The following is a 14,385-nucleotide window of genomic DNA, read 5'->3' as shown; positions in this document are numbered from 1 at the left end:
TACTATCAGGAAATTCATCGTCGTCATGGACTGACTTGCTCCATGACAGACGGTTATGACTGCTATCAGAATGCGCTGGCTGAACGCATCAACGGCATTCTGAAAGGCGAGTTCCTGCTGAATCGGCCGGCGGACCTGAAACAGGCGAGCAAAATGGTGGCGCAATCGGTGCGGATATACAACCAGGAACGACCACATATGGCCCTGAAGTACAAAACGCCCGATGCGGTGCATCGGGCGTTTGTGCAGCAATAAATACTGTCAACCTATTTTAGGACTGGACAGCCCACCCCCGTCCGGGAGGAATAGCACTTGCATGGCAGTAACGCCCCCGGTATCTTGTCGGATAGCCATGGCTTTGTGCCCTGGCATTCTTGGGGAGTCGCGCGTGACCAGTTTCCGCACCAATACCGACCGCCTGCTGGAAGTGCGCCTGCAGGATGAAAAAGTGCTGGCGATAGCCGGCGCGATGGTCGCCTATACGGGCAGCATCAAATTTGAAAAGTCCCTGCTCGGCGGCGAGGGCCTGTTCGGCGCGCTCAAGCGCAAGGTGACGAACGAAGGCATGCAGGTGATGCAGGCCGCCGGCACGGGCACCGTGTTTTTCGCGCAGAATGCGGCCGAGATCACCGTCATGGCGCTGGCCGGCGAAAAGCTGACCATCGAAAGCAGCAGCCTGCTGGCCTACGACACGAGTCTGAAGACGGGCACCAGCTTTGCGGGCTTGCGCGGCGCCAGCTCGGGCCAGGGCCTGTTTTCCACCACCGTCGAAGGCCACGGCAACCTGGCCGTCATTTCGCGCGGCAACCTGATCATGCTGGAAGTGACGCCGGCGCACCCGCTGCGCGTGGACCCGGACGCCTTCGTCGGCTTCAAGGGCGATATTCACCAGGAATTCGTTTTCGACGTCAACTGGCGCACGATGATCGGCCAGAGCTCGGGCGAATCGTACCAGCACAAATTCTCAGGCCAGGGCGTGGTGTTCATCCAGCCCGCCGAACGTTAAGTCAGCGAGGACCCGCGATGCCTGTCTATCAGCAAATCAATGAAAAGATGCTTGAGGTCAAACTCGGCAATGAAGAAGTGTTCGCCCGCAAGGGCGCCATGGTGTCCTACCAGGGCGACGTGGCGTTCAGCCGCTCCTTCCTGGCCGGCCAGGGCGTGCAAAGCCTGGCCATGCGCGCCGTCACGAACGAGGGCTATGCCCTGATGTCGGCACGCGGCACGGGCAGCGTGTTTTACGCGCAGGGCGGCCTGTTCGTCACCATCGTGCCCGTGCGCGGCGAAACGTTTTACGTGGAAAGCGATTCCCTGCTGGCCTTCGATGCGCGCCTGACGGCCGGCATCATGTTCCTCGGCAACCAGGGCGGCGTGCAGGGGGTGGTGCGCGGCATGGCCTCGGGCCAGGGCTTGTTTACCACCACCTTGCAAGGCACGGGCGAAGTGGCGATTTTGTCCGACGGCAATGCCATCGGCTTGCCCGTCACGCCGGACGTGCCCGTCTTTGTCGACCCGCAAGCGTATATCGGCCACACGGGCCAGCTGAGCTCGACCATCGTCACGGACCTGAACTGGAAAACCTTCGTCGGCCAGGCGTCCGGCGAATCGTACCAGGTGAAATTCACGGGCCAGGGCACGGTCTACATCCAAGCGAGCGAGAGGTAAGCCATGACGATCTACAATCCCGATACCTTGCCGAAGAACGATAACCTGAACCGTTTTTCATATGTCATCGACGTCAAGGAACAGATATTCATTCGCAAAGGCAAGATGATCGCCTTCTATGGCGAGCTGCGCTTCGAAGCCATGGGCAGCAGCGTGCTCGACCTGATCGTGCGCAACGCTTTCAATGCGCCGAAATACATCCACCACTTTGTCGTGGCGCAAGGGCAGGGCCAATTGATTTTGGGCGACAACGGCAACGACCTGGCGTGCTACGACCTGGACAACGCCAACATGACCATCCGCGCGAAAAACCTGCTGGGTTTTACCAAGGATGTGATTTGCCAGGAATCGACCTTGCCCGGTTATCTCACCATGATCGGCACTGGTAAAGTCATCGCCTCGTCAAACGGCCCCGTGCATTTCCTCGAGTTGCCGTGCCGCGTGGACGAGCAGGCCGTGCTGGGCTGGGCCGACTGTCCCAGCCCCTCGTATCACTACGATTACGCCCACGTGCAGGGCTGGGCCTCGGCCGCCGGCGCGCTCACGGGTTTCAGTTTATCGGGGGAGGAAAAGCAGATCGACTTCACGGGTGCCGGCACGGTGCTGGTGCAGTCGTCCGAGCTGGACGTGACGGGCAGTTCCGCCCTGATGCAGCTGCTGGCGCAATTGCCGCTGCTGGGCAAGGAAGACCTGGGGACCTTGAGTCTTTCTGTCCAGCAGCAGATGAAAGAACAGCGCTAAGCTACCTGACGGTCGCCCAGCCGGGCGGCCGTTTTTCAAGGAAGGCGGTAACGCCTTCTTCCGCATCCTCTTCCATCATGTTGCGCGCCATCACGTCGCCCGCATACGCATACGCGTCGTCCAGCGGCAGCTGGCGCTGCCGGTAGAACATGGCCTTGCCGTAGCGGATGGCTGTCGGGCTTTTCGCCATGATCTGCTGCGCCAGGCGCGCCACGGCCTCGTCGAGCGCCGCATCGGCCACCGTTTCATTGACCAGGCCCCAGTCGGCAGCCGTGTCGGCGTCGATGAAACGGCCCGTCACCAGCATGTCGAAGGCCCGCTTGGGCGAGACATTGCGCGACAGGGCGACGGACGGCGTGGCGCAGAACAGGCCCACGTTGATGCCGGAGACGGCAAAGCGGGCCGAGGCGCCCGCCACGGCCAGATCACAGCTGGCGACCAGCTGGCAGCCGGCCGCCGTGGCGATGCCGTGCACGCGGGCAATCACGGGCACGGGCAAGGCCTGGATCGCTTGCATCACGCGCGAGCATTGCGCGAACAGGGTTTGATAATACGCAAGCTGGCGCGTGGCCTGCATCTGGCGCAAGTCGTGGCCCGCGCAAAAGGCCTTGCCTTCGGCGGCCAGCACCACGCAGCGCACGTGCGGCTGTTGCGCGATGGCGTCGAATGCTTGCTGCAACGCGGCCAGCATGGCTTCCGACAGGGCGTTGAATTGCAGAGGGCGGTTCAGGCGCAGGGTGACGAGGCCATCGTGCTCCTCGCGCAGCACCAGCGGCGCGTCGGTATCTTGGGTATCGGGTGTTGCGGTCATGCGGTCTCCCCTGGCCTGATGGCCTTTTTTTATGGAAAAATCTTACTTGGCTGCGTTGACGCTGCCGATGCCGGCGATCGATTTGTGCACGATCTTCGGCTTGCCGTAATACGTCAGTTCGCCCATGCCGCGCACCACGGCGTTCAGTTCGCCCGAGGAATACACCTTGACGGAGCCGATGCCTTCGAAATTCACATCGACGTTTTTCGCCAGCAAGGCTTTCGTATCGACTTCGCCCACGCCTTGCGCCTTCAGGCGCAGCCAGTCGACCTGGCCATCGGCGGCCAGGCGGCCCGCGCCCTTGTAGCTGATGTCGACCCGGGGGCCATTGAGCTTGGTCAATATCTTCTCGCCCGCGCCTTCCGCGATCAGCTTGCGCAAGGTGGGCATGGTGATGATGATGCGCGGGTCGCCCTCGGTCTTCTTGATATCTTTATCCTTCATGGAAATTTTCAGTTCGCCGTCGACCACTTCCGTGATGACGCCGCTGAGGAATTTCTGGTCGCCGCGCAGCAGCAGGCTTTGTTCCTTGCCCGATTCCACTTCGATGCTGATGGGGCCGCGAATGTCGATGGCGTTGAAGGCGGCTACCGTGCGCGTTTGCTCGTCGGCATGCGCGAGGGGCGAGAGCCAGGCGAGGGACAGGACTGACAACAGGAACAGAGGGCGCATGGCGGTTTCCTTGAGTAGTTGATCAGTGTATTCTATGTTGCAACATCTCCAACGGGGAGAAATTTGCGATGAACGGCGCAAATCGCGGCGCGGATGACGCGCCGCCATCGGCCAGCCGCGCGCCCGCAAAGGCGCCGTTGGTCTATGCTACGGCGTACCGCGTCCTGGAGACCAGATGAAAAATTACCACAAAGAAGATTATCCCGTTGCCGATATCCGGCGCTTCCTCGAACCGGGGCCGGTGGTGCTCGTCAGTTCAACGTGGAACGGGGAAAGCGACGTCATGACCATGGCCTGGCACATGCTGATGGAGTTGTCGCCATCCTTGCTCGGCTGCTTCATTTCCGACGCGAATCACAGCTATGAAATGATCAAGCGCAGCATGGAGTGCGTGATCAACCTGCCCACGGCCGACATGGTCGACCAGGTGGTCGCCATCGGCAATTGCAGCGGCGAAGACACGGACAAGTTCACGGCCTTCGGCCTGACGCCGCAGCCGGCCGAGCAGGTGGGCGCGCCGCTGATCGCCGAATGCTACGCCAACTTCGAATGCAAGCTGGCCCAGGTAGCGGGCAATCCGAAAGGCGGCTTTTTCATTTTCGAGTGCGTGAAAGCCCACGTCGCCACCTCGCCCAAGCTGCCTGAAACCCTGCACTACCGGGGCAACGGCGAGTTCATGGTGTCGGGCCGGACGATCAGCCGCAAGAGCCTGATGAAGCCTGAAATGTTGTAGGTCGGATTAGCGCGGCAACGCCGCGCGTAATCCGACAACATTGTTGACGCTTGCGGCGGTGTCGGCGAACACTGTTGGGGTCAGACCCGTCGGGTCTGACCCCAGGCGCGTTAAATCACTCCCTGCGCCAGCATCGCATCGGCCACTTTGACGAAGCCGGCGATGTTGGCGCCATCGACATAGCTGACCGTGCCATCAGGGCGCGTGCCGTATTGCTTGCATGCGGCGTGGATGCCCTGCATGATCTGCAGCAAACGCGCGTCGACTTCCTCGCGCGGCCACGATATGCGGGCCGCGTTCTGGCTCATTTCCAGGCCGGATGTGGCCACGCCGCCCGCATTGCTGGCCTTGCCCGGCGCGTACAGCACGCCGGCCGCTTCGAGCGCCTTGGCCGCTTCGATGGTGGTGGGCATGTTGGCGCCTTCGGCCACGCATTGCACGCCATTGGCGATCAAGGTGCGCGCATCGGCGATGTCCAGTTCATTTTGCGTGGCGCAGGGCAGGGCGATGTCGACCGGCACATGCCATGGCGACACGCCCGCTTCGAAGCGCACGCCCGTGCGCGCGGCGTAGTCGCTGACGCGGCCATACAGATGGTTCTTGATTTCCATCAGGATGGCCAGCTTTTCCGGCGTAAAGCCTTCCTCGTCGATGACGGTGCCGCTCGAATCGGAGACGGTGATGACTTTCGCGCCCATGGCCATGGCTTTCTCGACTGCGTACTGCGCCACGTTGCCCGAGCCGGACACGGACACGCGCATGCCTTCGAACGAGCGGCCCCGCGTTTTCAGCATTTCCTGCGCAAAATACACGGTGCCATAGCCCGTCGCTTCCGGACGCATCAGCGAGCCGCCGAAGCTGGCGCCCTTGCCCGTGAACACGCAGTCGGCGCGGTTGCTGAGTTTTTTCATCATGCCGGCCATATAGCCCACTTCACGCCCGCCCACGCCGATGTCGCCGGCCGGCACGTCCGTGTCCGAGCCCACGTGGCGGAAGAGTTCGCTGACAAACGCCTGGCAGAAGCGCATCACTTCGCCCGGGCTCTTGCCCTTCGGATCGAAATCGGCGCCGCCCTTGCCGCCGCCCATCGGCAAGGTCGTCAGCGCATTCTTGAACGTCTGTTCGAAGGCGAGGAATTTCAGCACGGACAGGGTGACGGACGGGTGGAAGCGGATGCCCCCCTTGTACGGCCCGATGGCCATGCTGTGCTGGATGCGGTAGCCGCGATTGACTTGCACTTGCCCATGGTCATCGACCCACGACACGCGGAACATCACCACGCGCTCGGGCTCGATCAAGCGTTCCAGCAAGCCTTGTTCCGCGTATTTCGGGTGCTGTTCCAGGAATGGCCACAAGCTTTCCATGACTTCGGTGACGGCTTGCAGAAACTCGGGCTGACCTGGATTGCGTGCGGCGACATGCTGGACATACTCGTGAGCAGATGCGTATTTCATCAGAATTCCATGGAGGTAAACGGTTATTTGGGCAACTATCATCGCAGATTTCGCACAAAAATGGTGCGGAAATTTGGTTTTGAGGGGTTTCTGCTACATTCTGGGGCGTTTTCAAGCGCTGCGGCCGATGCGACGCGTAAACGACAACGCCAGCCCGAAGGCTGGCGTTGTTGTTGGCAGGCGGCCTGGTCAGGCCTGGACAGGCATCACCCCGCCATGCCGCGCAAGATCAGCCCGGTGATGTAGGCGCCGTAGGTGCCCAGCGCGTAGCCGAGCACGGCCAGCAGAACGCCGACGGGCGCCAGCGACGGGTGGAAGGCGCTGGCGATGACGGGGGCCGAGGCGGCGCCGCCGATGTTCGCTTGCGAGCCCACGGCCATGAAGAACAGGGGCGCGCGGATCAGCTTGGCGACGAGCAGCATCAGGCCGCCATGCACGGCGATCCAGATCAGGCCCAGCAGGAACAAAAACGGCTTGTCGAACAGGGCTTTCAAGTCCATGTGCATGCCGATGGTGGCCACCAGCACGTACAGCATGGCCGAGCCGATGGTCGAGGCGCCCGCGCCTTCCAGGCTGCGCGCCTTGGTAAAACTGAGCAGCAGGCCGAAGGTGGTGGCGAGCACGACGATCCAGAAGAAGTTCGACGTCAGGCTGTAATCCTGCAAGCGCCAGGCGGCGGGCAAGGTAGCGATCCAGCTGATGATGGGGCCGGCCAGGAAGTGCGACAGGCCCGTCACGCCCAGGCCCACGCCGAGGATGATCATGATGTCGGTCAGGTTGGCGATGCGCGCGTGCTGGGCGCGGTAGCTTTCGATGCTGTCCTTGAGCGCATTGATGGCGGACAAGTCGGCGCCCGTCCAGCGGTCGAAGGCGCCCGCGCGGCCGGCCAGGAACAGCAGCACGGCCGTCCACACGTTGGCCACCAGCACGTCGACGGCGACGAACTGGCCGAACAGGGTGGCGTCCACTTCAAACACTTCCTTCATGGCCGCCTGGTTGGCGCCGCCGCCTATCCACGAGCCGGCGACGGTCGTCATGCCGCGCCAGGTGTCGCCCGCCACCGTTTCCGGGTGGATCAGGCGCAAGGCTTCGAACGAGACGAGGGCGCCCAGCATCACGCCCAGGGTGCCGGTCAAGAACATGATGATGGCCTTGGGCCCAAGGCGCAGGATGCCGCCGAAGTCGATGGCCACGCACAGCAGGACCAGCGCGCTGGGCAGCAGGTAGTCGCGCGCCACGGCGTACAGGCCGGAGGCGTTGCCATCGATGACGCCAAACGTGTTGAGCAGCGCAGGGATCAGGTAGCACATCAGCAACGACGGGATATACGTGTAGAACTTTTTCCAGAAGCCATTCTGGCGGGAGGCGGTCCAGAAGACGGCCCCCAGGGTCATGGCGAGCAGGCCGAGGACGACGGCGTCATTGGTGATCAGGGCGGGAGTGGCAGGTGGCATCGGGGATTCCGGTGAACGTGTCAGGGACGCCCGGGATGCCGATCAGGCCCCCGGGCGCAGGGTGGCCGTATCGTATAGCAATGTTGAAGCCTAAACAAACTGTTTAGGCGCGGATACGCGGATTTTTACTTGTCAAATCAAACACTTGCGGACTGGTTTGCCGCTGCCGCCGCCAGACTGGCGGTTACAAATAGCGCGCCAGCAAGGCCTTGTCGAGGGCTGCGTCGAGTTCGATGCGCACGAAGTGGCCGCTGCCGGGTGCCACCTGGATCTCGTTGCCGTCATCGCTGAGCATGCGGGTAATGGTGAAGTCGCGGTTGCCGCCCGGATGCACGGCCTCGATGCGGTCGCCCACGGCGAAGCGGTTTTTCACGTCCACCCTGGCCCAGCCGTCCGTCACGCCCAGCACGTCGCCCACGTACTGGCTGCGGTCCGCCTCGGACGCGCCGCGCATGTAATTCTGGTGCGCCTGCGTGTGGTGGCGTTGATAAAAACCGTCCGTGTAGCCGCGGTTGGCCAGGCCTTGCAGCTGGCCCAAGAGAGCCATGTCGAAGGGGCGGCCCGCGACGGCGTCGTCGATGGCCTGGCGGTAGACTTGCGCCGTGCGCGCCGCGTAGTACAGCGACTTGGTGCGGCCCTCGACCTTCAGCGAGTCGACGCCGATCTTCACCAGGCGCTCGATGTGCTCGACGGCGCGCAAGTCCTTCGAATTCATGATGTAGGTGCCGTGCTCGTCTTCGAGGATCGGCATCAGCTGGCCCGGGCGCTGGGCTTCTTCAATCAGATAGGGCTGGTCGGCCAGCGGGTGGCGCGGCTGCTGGTGCAGGGCGGAAAACGCGTTGTTGTCGGCTTCGGCCAGCGCCTGGTGGAATTCCAGCGGCACGACCTGCATGCCGCCCAGGTCGCCGCTGGCGTCTTCGGACGCATTTTTCACCTTGTAATCCCAGCGGCAGGAATTCGTGCACGTGCCCTGGTTCGGGTCGCGGTGGTTGAAATAGCCGGACAGCAAACAGCGGCCCGAATAGGCGATGCACAGGGCGCCGTGGACGAACACTTCCAGTTCCATTTCCGGGCAGCGCTGGCGGATTTCCTCGATCTCGTCGAGCGACAGCTCGCGCGACAGGATCACGCGCGTCAGGCCCATGCGGTGCCAGAATTTCACGTCGGCCCAGTTGACGGCATTCGCCTGCACGGACAGGTGCACGGGGACGTCCGGCCACTTGTCGCGCACCATCATGATCAGGCCCGGGTCTGCCATGATCAGGGCGTCCGGGCGCATGGCGATCACCGGTTCCATGTCGCGCAGATACGTTTTCAGCTTGGCGTTATGGGCGAAGATATTGCTGGCGACAAAGAATTGCTTGCCGCGCGCATGCGCGCCATCGATTCCTTCCTGCAAGGCCTGCAAGGTCGAAAAATCGTTATTACGCACGCGCAAGCTGTAGCGCGGCTGGCCCGCGTAGACGGCGTCGGCGCCATAGTCGAAGGCGGCATGCATCTTGGCCAGGGAACCGGCAGGCAGGAGGAGTTCGGGAGCGTGGCGCATGGGCGAGGGGCAAAGCCGGCGATTCTATGCCGGCAGGTGCGTCGGCGCCTTGCCCAAGGTCAAGGATTTACGTATTGGGACCGATGCGACCCGCGTGGCGTCAGATGTAAGGCGTACCCGCCATGGCGGCGTTAAGGCCGTTGTGCCCCTGGTCCACGAGGGCCAGGAAGCGGGCCTTGGCCAGCTGCGCGTCGCCATGCCGCGCGAAGGCACTGTGCGCTTCGATGAGGGCCGTGCTCCAGGTGGCCAGCAGCAGGCTGGCCGCCAGCCGGGCCTGGGGATCGTGCGCGTCGCGCCCCGTGCTGTCGGTCAGCGCCGTTGCCACCACTTGCGCCAGTTCGTCGCGGATCGCCCGCGCCCGCGCTTTCAGGGTATCGCTGGCCTCGATGGTGGCAATGAAACCCTGGCCGGCGGCGGAAAACGTGACGTAGGGACTGTCCTCCCGTACCAGGCGGTGCGCCAGCAGGCGCAGGGTTTCCAAGGGAGACACTGCGGGATCGCGCTGGCGCAAGACGGCGCGCAGCAGTTCGCGGCCCTCTTCCTCGCGGTCGAAGAACATGTCTTCCTTGCGGGGAAAGTGGTTGAACACCGTCATGCGTCCCACGCTGGCGGCCGCAGCGATTTCGTCCACCGTCACCTGCTCGAAGCCGCGCACGAAGAACAGGCGCGTGGCGGCATTCGAGATGGCTTGCCGGGTGGCAAGGCGTTTGCGGGAGCGGAGGTCGGAAGGAATTGTCATGTTGCCCAGATCATACACGAAGTGTACTGAGTACAGATAAGGCTTGATGGCGCACCCAGGCTGAGCTTATTATTTATGTACTGAGTACATATTTAGATCGAGTATATGAAAAATCCTGTTCCGTTGGCGGCGCTGCCTGTCATCTTTGCCACGGTCGCCCTCGACGCCGTCGGCATCGGCCTGGTCTTCCCCATCCTGCCCGCGCTGCTGCGCGACGTCGCGCATGCCGATAACGTGGCACCGTATATCGGCATCATGACGGCCCTGTATGCGCTGATGCAGTTTGTTTTTGCGCCCGTGCTGGGCGCGCTGAGCGACCGCCTGGGGCGACGCCCCGTGCTGCTGCTATCGCTGGCGGGCGCGGCCGTCAATTATCTGTTCCTCGCCTTTGCCCCGAGCTTGTGGATGCTGCTGCTGGGGCGCGCCATCGCGGGGTTGACGAGTGCCAACGTTTCCGTGGCCACCGCCTACATCACCGACATTTCTCCCGAAGCGACACGGGCGCGTCGTTTCGGCTTGCTCAACGCCATGTTCGGCGCAGGCTTCATCATCGGCCCCGTGCTGGGCGGCGCGCTCGGCGACTACGGGCTGCGCCTGCCGTTCATGGCGGCGGCCGTGTTAAATGCCTGCAACCTGCTGCTGGCGTGGTTCACCTTGCCCGAATCGCGTCAGCCTGCTTGTGTGAAAATCGACCTGGCGGCATTGAATCCCTTGCGTCCGCTGCGCTGGGTGTTCTCGCAGAAAGGCTTGCTGCCGATCACCGCCATCTTCTTTACCTTCAGCGCGGCCGGCGAAGTGTATGGCGTCTGCTGGGCGCTGTGGGGCCACGATGCGTTCGAATGGAGCGGGCTGTGGATCGGACTGTCGTTGGGCGCCTTTGGCGTGTGCCAGGCGCTGGCCCAGGCTTTTTTGCCCGGCCCGGCCGTGAAACTGTTGGGCGAGCGCGCCACCATCCTGGCAGGCGTGGCCTGCGCCTGCGTGGCGCTGGTCGTCATGGCCTTCGCCACCCGCAGCTGGATGATCTTCGCCATTATGCCCGTGTTCGCCCTGGGCGGCATCGGCGCGCCGGTCCTGCAGTCGCTGGCCACGCGGCAAGTTGCCGAGGACCGGCAAGGCCAGTTCCAGGGTGTGCTGGCCTCGGCCGTGAGCCTGGCGTCCGTGATCTGTCCGCTGGTGTTTTCCAGCATTTATTTTGGCGTCAGGGCGTACTGGCCAGGCGCCGTCTGGTTGTCGGTGATCGTCGTGTATGCGGCGCTGGTGCCGCTCGTGCTGGCCCTGGACGTGACAACGCCAGCCCGCAAGCTGGCGTCCTGAACTATCCAACCGGCAAGACCGGCGCGCGCCTAGTGCGTGTGCGCAGCGCTGCCGCTGCTGCCGGCCTGGCCGCTCATGGGCAGGTGTTCGGGCGGCATGCCGTCCTTGAACAGCTGACGCAGCTGCTGGCGCAGCTCCGGCGTGTCGTGGTGATGGTGTACCGAGACCGCGTGCTGCACGGCAATACCCAATAATTCTTCCTCGCTGTCGGCCGAGATGGCCACCGAGCAATGCGTGTCGCTGGGGAATTCCCGGCAATCGATGAATTTGCGCGTCATGATCGACTCCTTTCTGCAAGGAACGGGCACAGCACCCGTTCAATCTTAGTATAGGCCGCCGGGCCTAGGCCGCGCGGCTTTCGCCAGCATCATCTGGAAGGCGTGCGGCGCCGTCGCCTGCCTGGTGCGCCGTATCGGGCGCAAAATCGTCGACCTGGATCAAGCCGTCGACCAGACGCGCATATTCCAGCAAGGTATTGTGCTCCTGGCAGTTGACGTTGCCCGCCGCTTTGGCCGTTGCCAGCCACTGCTGCATGGCGGACAGGCTTTGCGGCAGGCGCCGCAGGGCCGCGCCTTCGGGCGTGTCCTTCAGGCGTTTTTCGATGTGCAGGACCTCGGGCAGCAGGGCCAGCGCCCGCTCGGCGCACGCCACGGGGTTGCCGCCGTGGCTGCCCTCGCTGGCGACATGGCCGTCGGCCAGCAGGCGTTCGCGGTCGGCGCCCGGCGTTTGCAGGGCCAGCGCCACTTCGCTGCCCAGCTCATCGGACGGTGGACGGTGAGGCAGGCCAAACGGGAACAGCAAGGTGCGCAGCAGCACGGCCAGCACGCGCGCGGGGAAATTGTCGAGCACGCCCGTCAAACCCTGCTGCGCCTTGACCAGCCCATCCTGCAGCGCCCAGTGCACATAGGGCAGGTCGGCCTCGGGACGGCCATCGTCCTCGTAGCGCTTCAGCACGGACGACGCCAGATACAGCTGCGCCAGCACGTCGCCCAGCCGGGCGGACAGCCGCTCGCGGCGCTTGAGTTCGCCACCGAGCACGAACATCGACATATCCGTCATGACGGCAAACGCCGTCGACAGCCGCGTCAGGGCGCGGTAGTAGGGCGCCAGTGCGGGCGCGCCGGCGTCGGGCACGGCCGCCAGGCGCGCGCCGCCCAGCCCGTACCACAGCCCCCGTGCCAGGTTGCCCAGCACAAAGCCCACGTGGCCGAAGAAGGCCGCATCGAAATCGCGCAAGGCTTTGCGGCCGTCGCTTTCGCCGACGGCAGCCATTTCCCTGAGTACATACGGATGCGCGCGGATGGCGCCCTGGCCGAAGATGATCAGGCTGCGCGTGAGGATGTTGGCCCCTTCGACGGTGATGGCGATGGGGATTTGCTGGTAGGCGCTGGCGAGGAAATTGTTCGGACCCACGCAGATGCCCTTGCCGCCAAGAATATCCATGCCGTCGTTGACGAGTGCGCGTCCCCGTTCCGTGACGTGGTATTTGACGATGGCGGAAATGACGGCCGGCTTCTCGCCCAGGTCGACGGCGTGCGCGGCCAGGGTGCGGGCCGCGTCCATCAGGTACAGGTTGGCGCCCATGCGGGCCAGCGCTTCCTGCACGCCCTCGAATTTGCCGATCGGCATGTTGAACTGGCGCCGTACGGCCGCATACGCGCCGGTGCCGCGCACGGCCATCTTGCCCATGCCCACGCTGGACGAGGGCAGCGAAATGGCGCGCCCGGCCGCCAGGCACTCCATCAGCATGCGCCATCCCTTGCCCACTTGCGCCTGGCCGCCGATGACCCAGTCGATGGGGATGAAGACATCGTTGCCGGACGTGGGGCCGTTCTGGAAGGCGGCGTTCAAGGGGTGGTGGCGCCGGCCGATCACCACGCCGTCGTGGCTGGCGGGGATCAGGGCGCAAGTGATGCCCGGTGCATCGTTGTCGGAGAGCAAATGTTCGGGGTCGCTGGTCTGGAATGCCAGCCCCAGCAAGGTTGCCACGGGCGCCAGGGTGATATAGCGCTTGTTCCAGCTGAGGCGGAAGCCCACGGTGGCGCGGCCCTCGTGCATGCCCATGCAGACGACGCCCAGGTCGGGAATGGCGGCCGCGTCGGAACCCGCATACGGGCTGGTGAGTGCAAAGCAGGGAATCTCGGTGCCGGCGGCCAGGCGCGGCAGGTAGTAATCTTTCTGTTCTTCGGTGCCGTAGTGCAGTAACAGTTCGGCCGGTCCCAGCGAATTGGGCACCATTACGGTCACGGCCAGCGCCGAGCAGCGGCTCGATAGCTTCATCACCACTTGCGAATGCATATAGGCGGAGAACTGCTTGCCGCCGTATTGCTTGGGGATGATCATGCCGAGGAAGCCCTGGCTTTTCATATAGGCCCAGGCTTGCGGTGGCAAGTCGAGTTGCTGCTGCGTTTCCCAGTCGTCGACCAGCTCGCACAGGTGTTCGACGTCGTGATCCAGAAAGTGGCGTTCCTCGGCCGTGAGCGAGGCGCGTCCATACGCCAGCAGCTTGGGCCAGTCGGGCCGGCCGGAAAACAGATCCGCATCCCACCACGTGGTACCCGCCTCGAGGGCGTCGCGCTCCGTGTCGGACATGGTCGGCAAGATGCGTTTGAATAAGGCCAGCAGTCGTGGCGCAAGCAAGGCGCGGCGCACGGGGCCGGGCGCAAACAGTAAAGCCAGGCCCAGCAGGGCCAGCATCAGTATGATCGTCAGCATGCGATATCTCCCTGTGTAATGACAACAGGGTAGGCCGATGCGGCCGATGTTACTGTGCGGTACAGCGCATACGCACAACGCCAACCGCAAGGGTTGGCGTTGTGCTGTCTGGCGTGAGGCGTATTAGCGTTGCGGAACGACAATCACCGTGTCGCCTGTTTTGCCCTTGGCGCCCGTGTCGCCCTTGGCGCCTTCATCGCCGGCAACACCAGCGTCGCCCTTGGCGCCATCGTTGCCTTGCATGCCGCTGTCGCCGGTCTGGCCCGTGGCGCCGGTGGCACCGGTCGCGCCGGCAGGGGCTTCAGCGCCTTTGGCACCGGTAGCGCCGGCAGGACCAGGCGCGCCGGCAGGGCCGGGAACGACTTGGACGACGGTGGGCGCGGGTGGCGTTTCGCGCTGGCAAGCGGTCAAGGCGAGGGTAGAGGCGAGCGCGAGCAATATCAGGGTAGTTTTCATGATGCATCCTTTGGCAGTGTGCCGTTATGTACGGAACGGCTCGACGGCGTCGGGCGCGAGTTTCGCATGGCGGTGTGGCGGGGAG

General features: G+C 63.7%; 15 protein-coding genes. 6 read left to right on the top strand and 9 right to left on the bottom strand.

The window, feature by feature from the left end; translation table 11 throughout:
• The 4 genes from ACQ4W4_RS26755 to ACQ4W4_RS26740 all read left to right on the top strand — a co-directional run.
• The coding region (locus tag ACQ4W4_RS26755) for an integrase core domain-containing protein (RefSeq protein ID WP_436544537.1) at positions 1–255 on the top strand (255 nt) is incomplete at its 5' end.
• Positions 256–352: 97 nt separating this feature from the next.
• On the top strand, positions 353–1,006 hold the full coding sequence (locus ACQ4W4_RS26750; protein ID WP_436544536.1) for an AIM24 family protein: 654 nt from the start codon (positions 353–355) through the stop codon (positions 1,004–1,006).
• Between the two features lie 17 nt (positions 1,007–1,023).
• A complete protein-coding gene (locus ACQ4W4_RS26745; protein WP_436544535.1) occupies positions 1,024–1,665 on the top strand; it encodes an AIM24 family protein in 642 nt (213 codons plus the stop codon).
• A gap of 3 nt (positions 1,666–1,668) precedes the next feature.
• Positions 1,669–2,406, top strand: coding sequence for an AIM24 family protein (locus ACQ4W4_RS26740; protein WP_034784287.1), 738 nt, complete (start codon positions 1,669–1,671; stop codon positions 2,404–2,406).
• A gap of 1 nt (position 2,407) precedes the next feature.
• Here ACQ4W4_RS26740 and ACQ4W4_RS26735 read toward each other — a convergent pair whose 3' ends face one another.
• Both ACQ4W4_RS26735 and ACQ4W4_RS26730 read right to left on the bottom strand, forming a co-directional pair.
• The gene (locus tag ACQ4W4_RS26735; protein ID WP_436544534.1) at positions 2,408–3,217 is read right to left on the bottom strand and encodes an enoyl-CoA hydratase; all 810 of its coding nucleotides are present in this window, start codon (positions 3,215–3,217) and stop codon (positions 2,408–2,410) included.
• Positions 3,218–3,259: 42 nt separating this feature from the next.
• Positions 3,260–3,889, bottom strand: a complete 630-nt coding sequence (locus tag ACQ4W4_RS26730; protein ID WP_436544533.1) for a head GIN domain-containing protein — start codon at positions 3,887–3,889, stop codon at positions 3,260–3,262.
• 175 nt (positions 3,890–4,064) lie between these two features.
• On the opposite strand from ACQ4W4_RS26730, the gene ACQ4W4_RS26725 reads away from it, so the two are divergent.
• Positions 4,065–4,622, top strand: a complete 558-nt coding sequence (locus ACQ4W4_RS26725) for a flavin reductase family protein (protein WP_436544532.1) — start codon at positions 4,065–4,067, stop codon at positions 4,620–4,622.
• 110 nt (positions 4,623–4,732) lie between these two features.
• Here ACQ4W4_RS26725 and gdhA read toward each other — a convergent pair whose 3' ends face one another.
• The 4 genes from gdhA to ACQ4W4_RS26705 form a co-directional block, all read right to left on the bottom strand.
• Complete coding sequence (gene gdhA, locus ACQ4W4_RS26720) at positions 4,733–6,076, bottom strand: NADP-specific glutamate dehydrogenase (RefSeq protein WP_436544531.1); 1,344 nt, start codon at positions 6,074–6,076, stop codon at positions 4,733–4,735.
• Between the two features lie 206 nt (positions 6,077–6,282).
• Positions 6,283–7,530 carry a DUF819 family protein gene (locus ACQ4W4_RS26715; RefSeq protein ID WP_436544530.1) on the bottom strand — a complete coding sequence of 416 codons (1,248 nt, stop codon included), beginning with the start codon at positions 7,528–7,530 and terminating at the stop codon, positions 6,283–6,285.
• A 184-nt stretch (positions 7,531–7,714) separates the two neighbouring features.
• On the bottom strand, positions 7,715–9,076 hold the full coding sequence (trhP, locus tag ACQ4W4_RS26710; protein WP_436544529.1) for a prephenate-dependent tRNA uridine(34) hydroxylase TrhP: 1,362 nt from the start codon (positions 9,074–9,076) through the stop codon (positions 7,715–7,717).
• Positions 9,077–9,176: 100 nt separating this feature from the next.
• On the bottom strand, positions 9,177–9,815 hold the full coding sequence (locus tag ACQ4W4_RS26705; RefSeq protein ID WP_436544528.1) for a TetR/AcrR family transcriptional regulator: 639 nt from the start codon (positions 9,813–9,815) through the stop codon (positions 9,177–9,179).
• 105 nt (positions 9,816–9,920) lie between these two features.
• Here ACQ4W4_RS26705 and ACQ4W4_RS26700 point away from each other — a divergent pair, with 105 nt between their 5' ends.
• A complete protein-coding gene (locus ACQ4W4_RS26700) occupies positions 9,921–11,129 on the top strand; it encodes a TCR/Tet family MFS transporter (protein ID WP_436544527.1) in 1,209 nt (402 codons plus the stop codon).
• A gap of 29 nt (positions 11,130–11,158) precedes the next feature.
• Here the strand turns inward: ACQ4W4_RS26700 and ACQ4W4_RS26695 are convergent, their stop codons facing one another.
• The 3 genes from ACQ4W4_RS26695 to ACQ4W4_RS26685 all read right to left on the bottom strand — a co-directional run bounded on the left by ACQ4W4_RS26695 (position 11,159) and on the right by ACQ4W4_RS26685 (position 14,300).
• On the bottom strand, positions 11,159–11,407 hold the full coding sequence (locus ACQ4W4_RS26695; RefSeq protein WP_436544526.1) for a DUF1059 domain-containing protein: 249 nt from the start codon (positions 11,405–11,407) through the stop codon (positions 11,159–11,161).
• 64 nt (positions 11,408–11,471) lie between these two features.
• Positions 11,472–13,844, bottom strand: a complete 2,373-nt coding sequence (locus tag ACQ4W4_RS26690) for an acyl-CoA dehydrogenase (protein WP_436544525.1) — start codon at positions 13,842–13,844, stop codon at positions 11,472–11,474.
• Positions 13,845–13,967: 123 nt separating this feature from the next.
• A complete protein-coding gene (locus tag ACQ4W4_RS26685; protein WP_436544524.1) occupies positions 13,968–14,300 on the bottom strand; it encodes a collagen-like protein in 333 nt (110 codons plus the stop codon).
• Positions 14,301–14,385: the final 85 nt, after the last annotated feature.

The organism is Janthinobacterium glycogeni, assembly GCF_051380725.1.
Lineage (GTDB): Bacteria > Pseudomonadota > Gammaproteobacteria > Burkholderiales > Burkholderiaceae_D > Janthinobacterium.
Note: the sequence above shows the minus strand (reverse complement) of the source record. Positions and strands in the feature narration are given on the sequence as shown.

Bases quoted from the DNA above. Each gene is read 5' to 3' on its own strand.
- ACQ4W4_RS26750 (WP_436544536.1), top strand. From the start codon at position 353: ATGGCTTTGTGCCCTGGCATTCTTGGGGAGTCGCGCGTGACCAGTTTC.
- ACQ4W4_RS26745 (WP_436544535.1), top strand. From the start codon at position 1,024: ATGCCTGTCTATCAGCAAATCAATGAAAAGATGCTTGAGGTCAAACTC.
- ACQ4W4_RS26740 (WP_034784287.1), top strand. From the start codon at position 1,669: ATGACGATCTACAATCCCGATACCTTGCCGAAGAACGATAACCTGAAC.
- ACQ4W4_RS26735 (WP_436544534.1), bottom strand. From the start codon at position 3,217: ATGACCGCAACACCCGATACCCAAGATACCGACGCGCCGCTGGTGCTG.
- ACQ4W4_RS26730 (WP_436544533.1), bottom strand. From the start codon at position 3,889: ATGCGCCCTCTGTTCCTGTTGTCAGTCCTGTCCCTCGCCTGGCTCTCG.
- ACQ4W4_RS26725 (WP_436544532.1), top strand. From the start codon at position 4,065: ATGAAAAATTACCACAAAGAAGATTATCCCGTTGCCGATATCCGGCGC.
- gdhA (WP_436544531.1), bottom strand. From the start codon at position 6,076: ATGAAATACGCATCTGCTCACGAGTATGTCCAGCATGTCGCCGCACGC.
- ACQ4W4_RS26715 (WP_436544530.1), bottom strand. From the start codon at position 7,530: ATGCCACCTGCCACTCCCGCCCTGATCACCAATGACGCCGTCGTCCTC.
- trhP (WP_436544529.1), bottom strand. From the start codon at position 9,076: ATGCGCCACGCTCCCGAACTCCTCCTGCCTGCCGGTTCCCTGGCCAAG.
- ACQ4W4_RS26705 (WP_436544528.1), bottom strand. From the start codon at position 9,815: ATGACAATTCCTTCCGACCTCCGCTCCCGCAAACGCCTTGCCACCCGG.
- ACQ4W4_RS26700 (WP_436544527.1), top strand. From the start codon at position 9,921: ATGAAAAATCCTGTTCCGTTGGCGGCGCTGCCTGTCATCTTTGCCACG.
- ACQ4W4_RS26695 (WP_436544526.1), bottom strand. From the start codon at position 11,407: ATGACGCGCAAATTCATCGATTGCCGGGAATTCCCCAGCGACACGCAT.
- ACQ4W4_RS26690 (WP_436544525.1), bottom strand. From the start codon at position 13,844: ATGCTGACGATCATACTGATGCTGGCCCTGCTGGGCCTGGCTTTACTG.
- ACQ4W4_RS26685 (WP_436544524.1), bottom strand. From the start codon at position 14,300: ATGAAAACTACCCTGATATTGCTCGCGCTCGCCTCTACCCTCGCCTTG.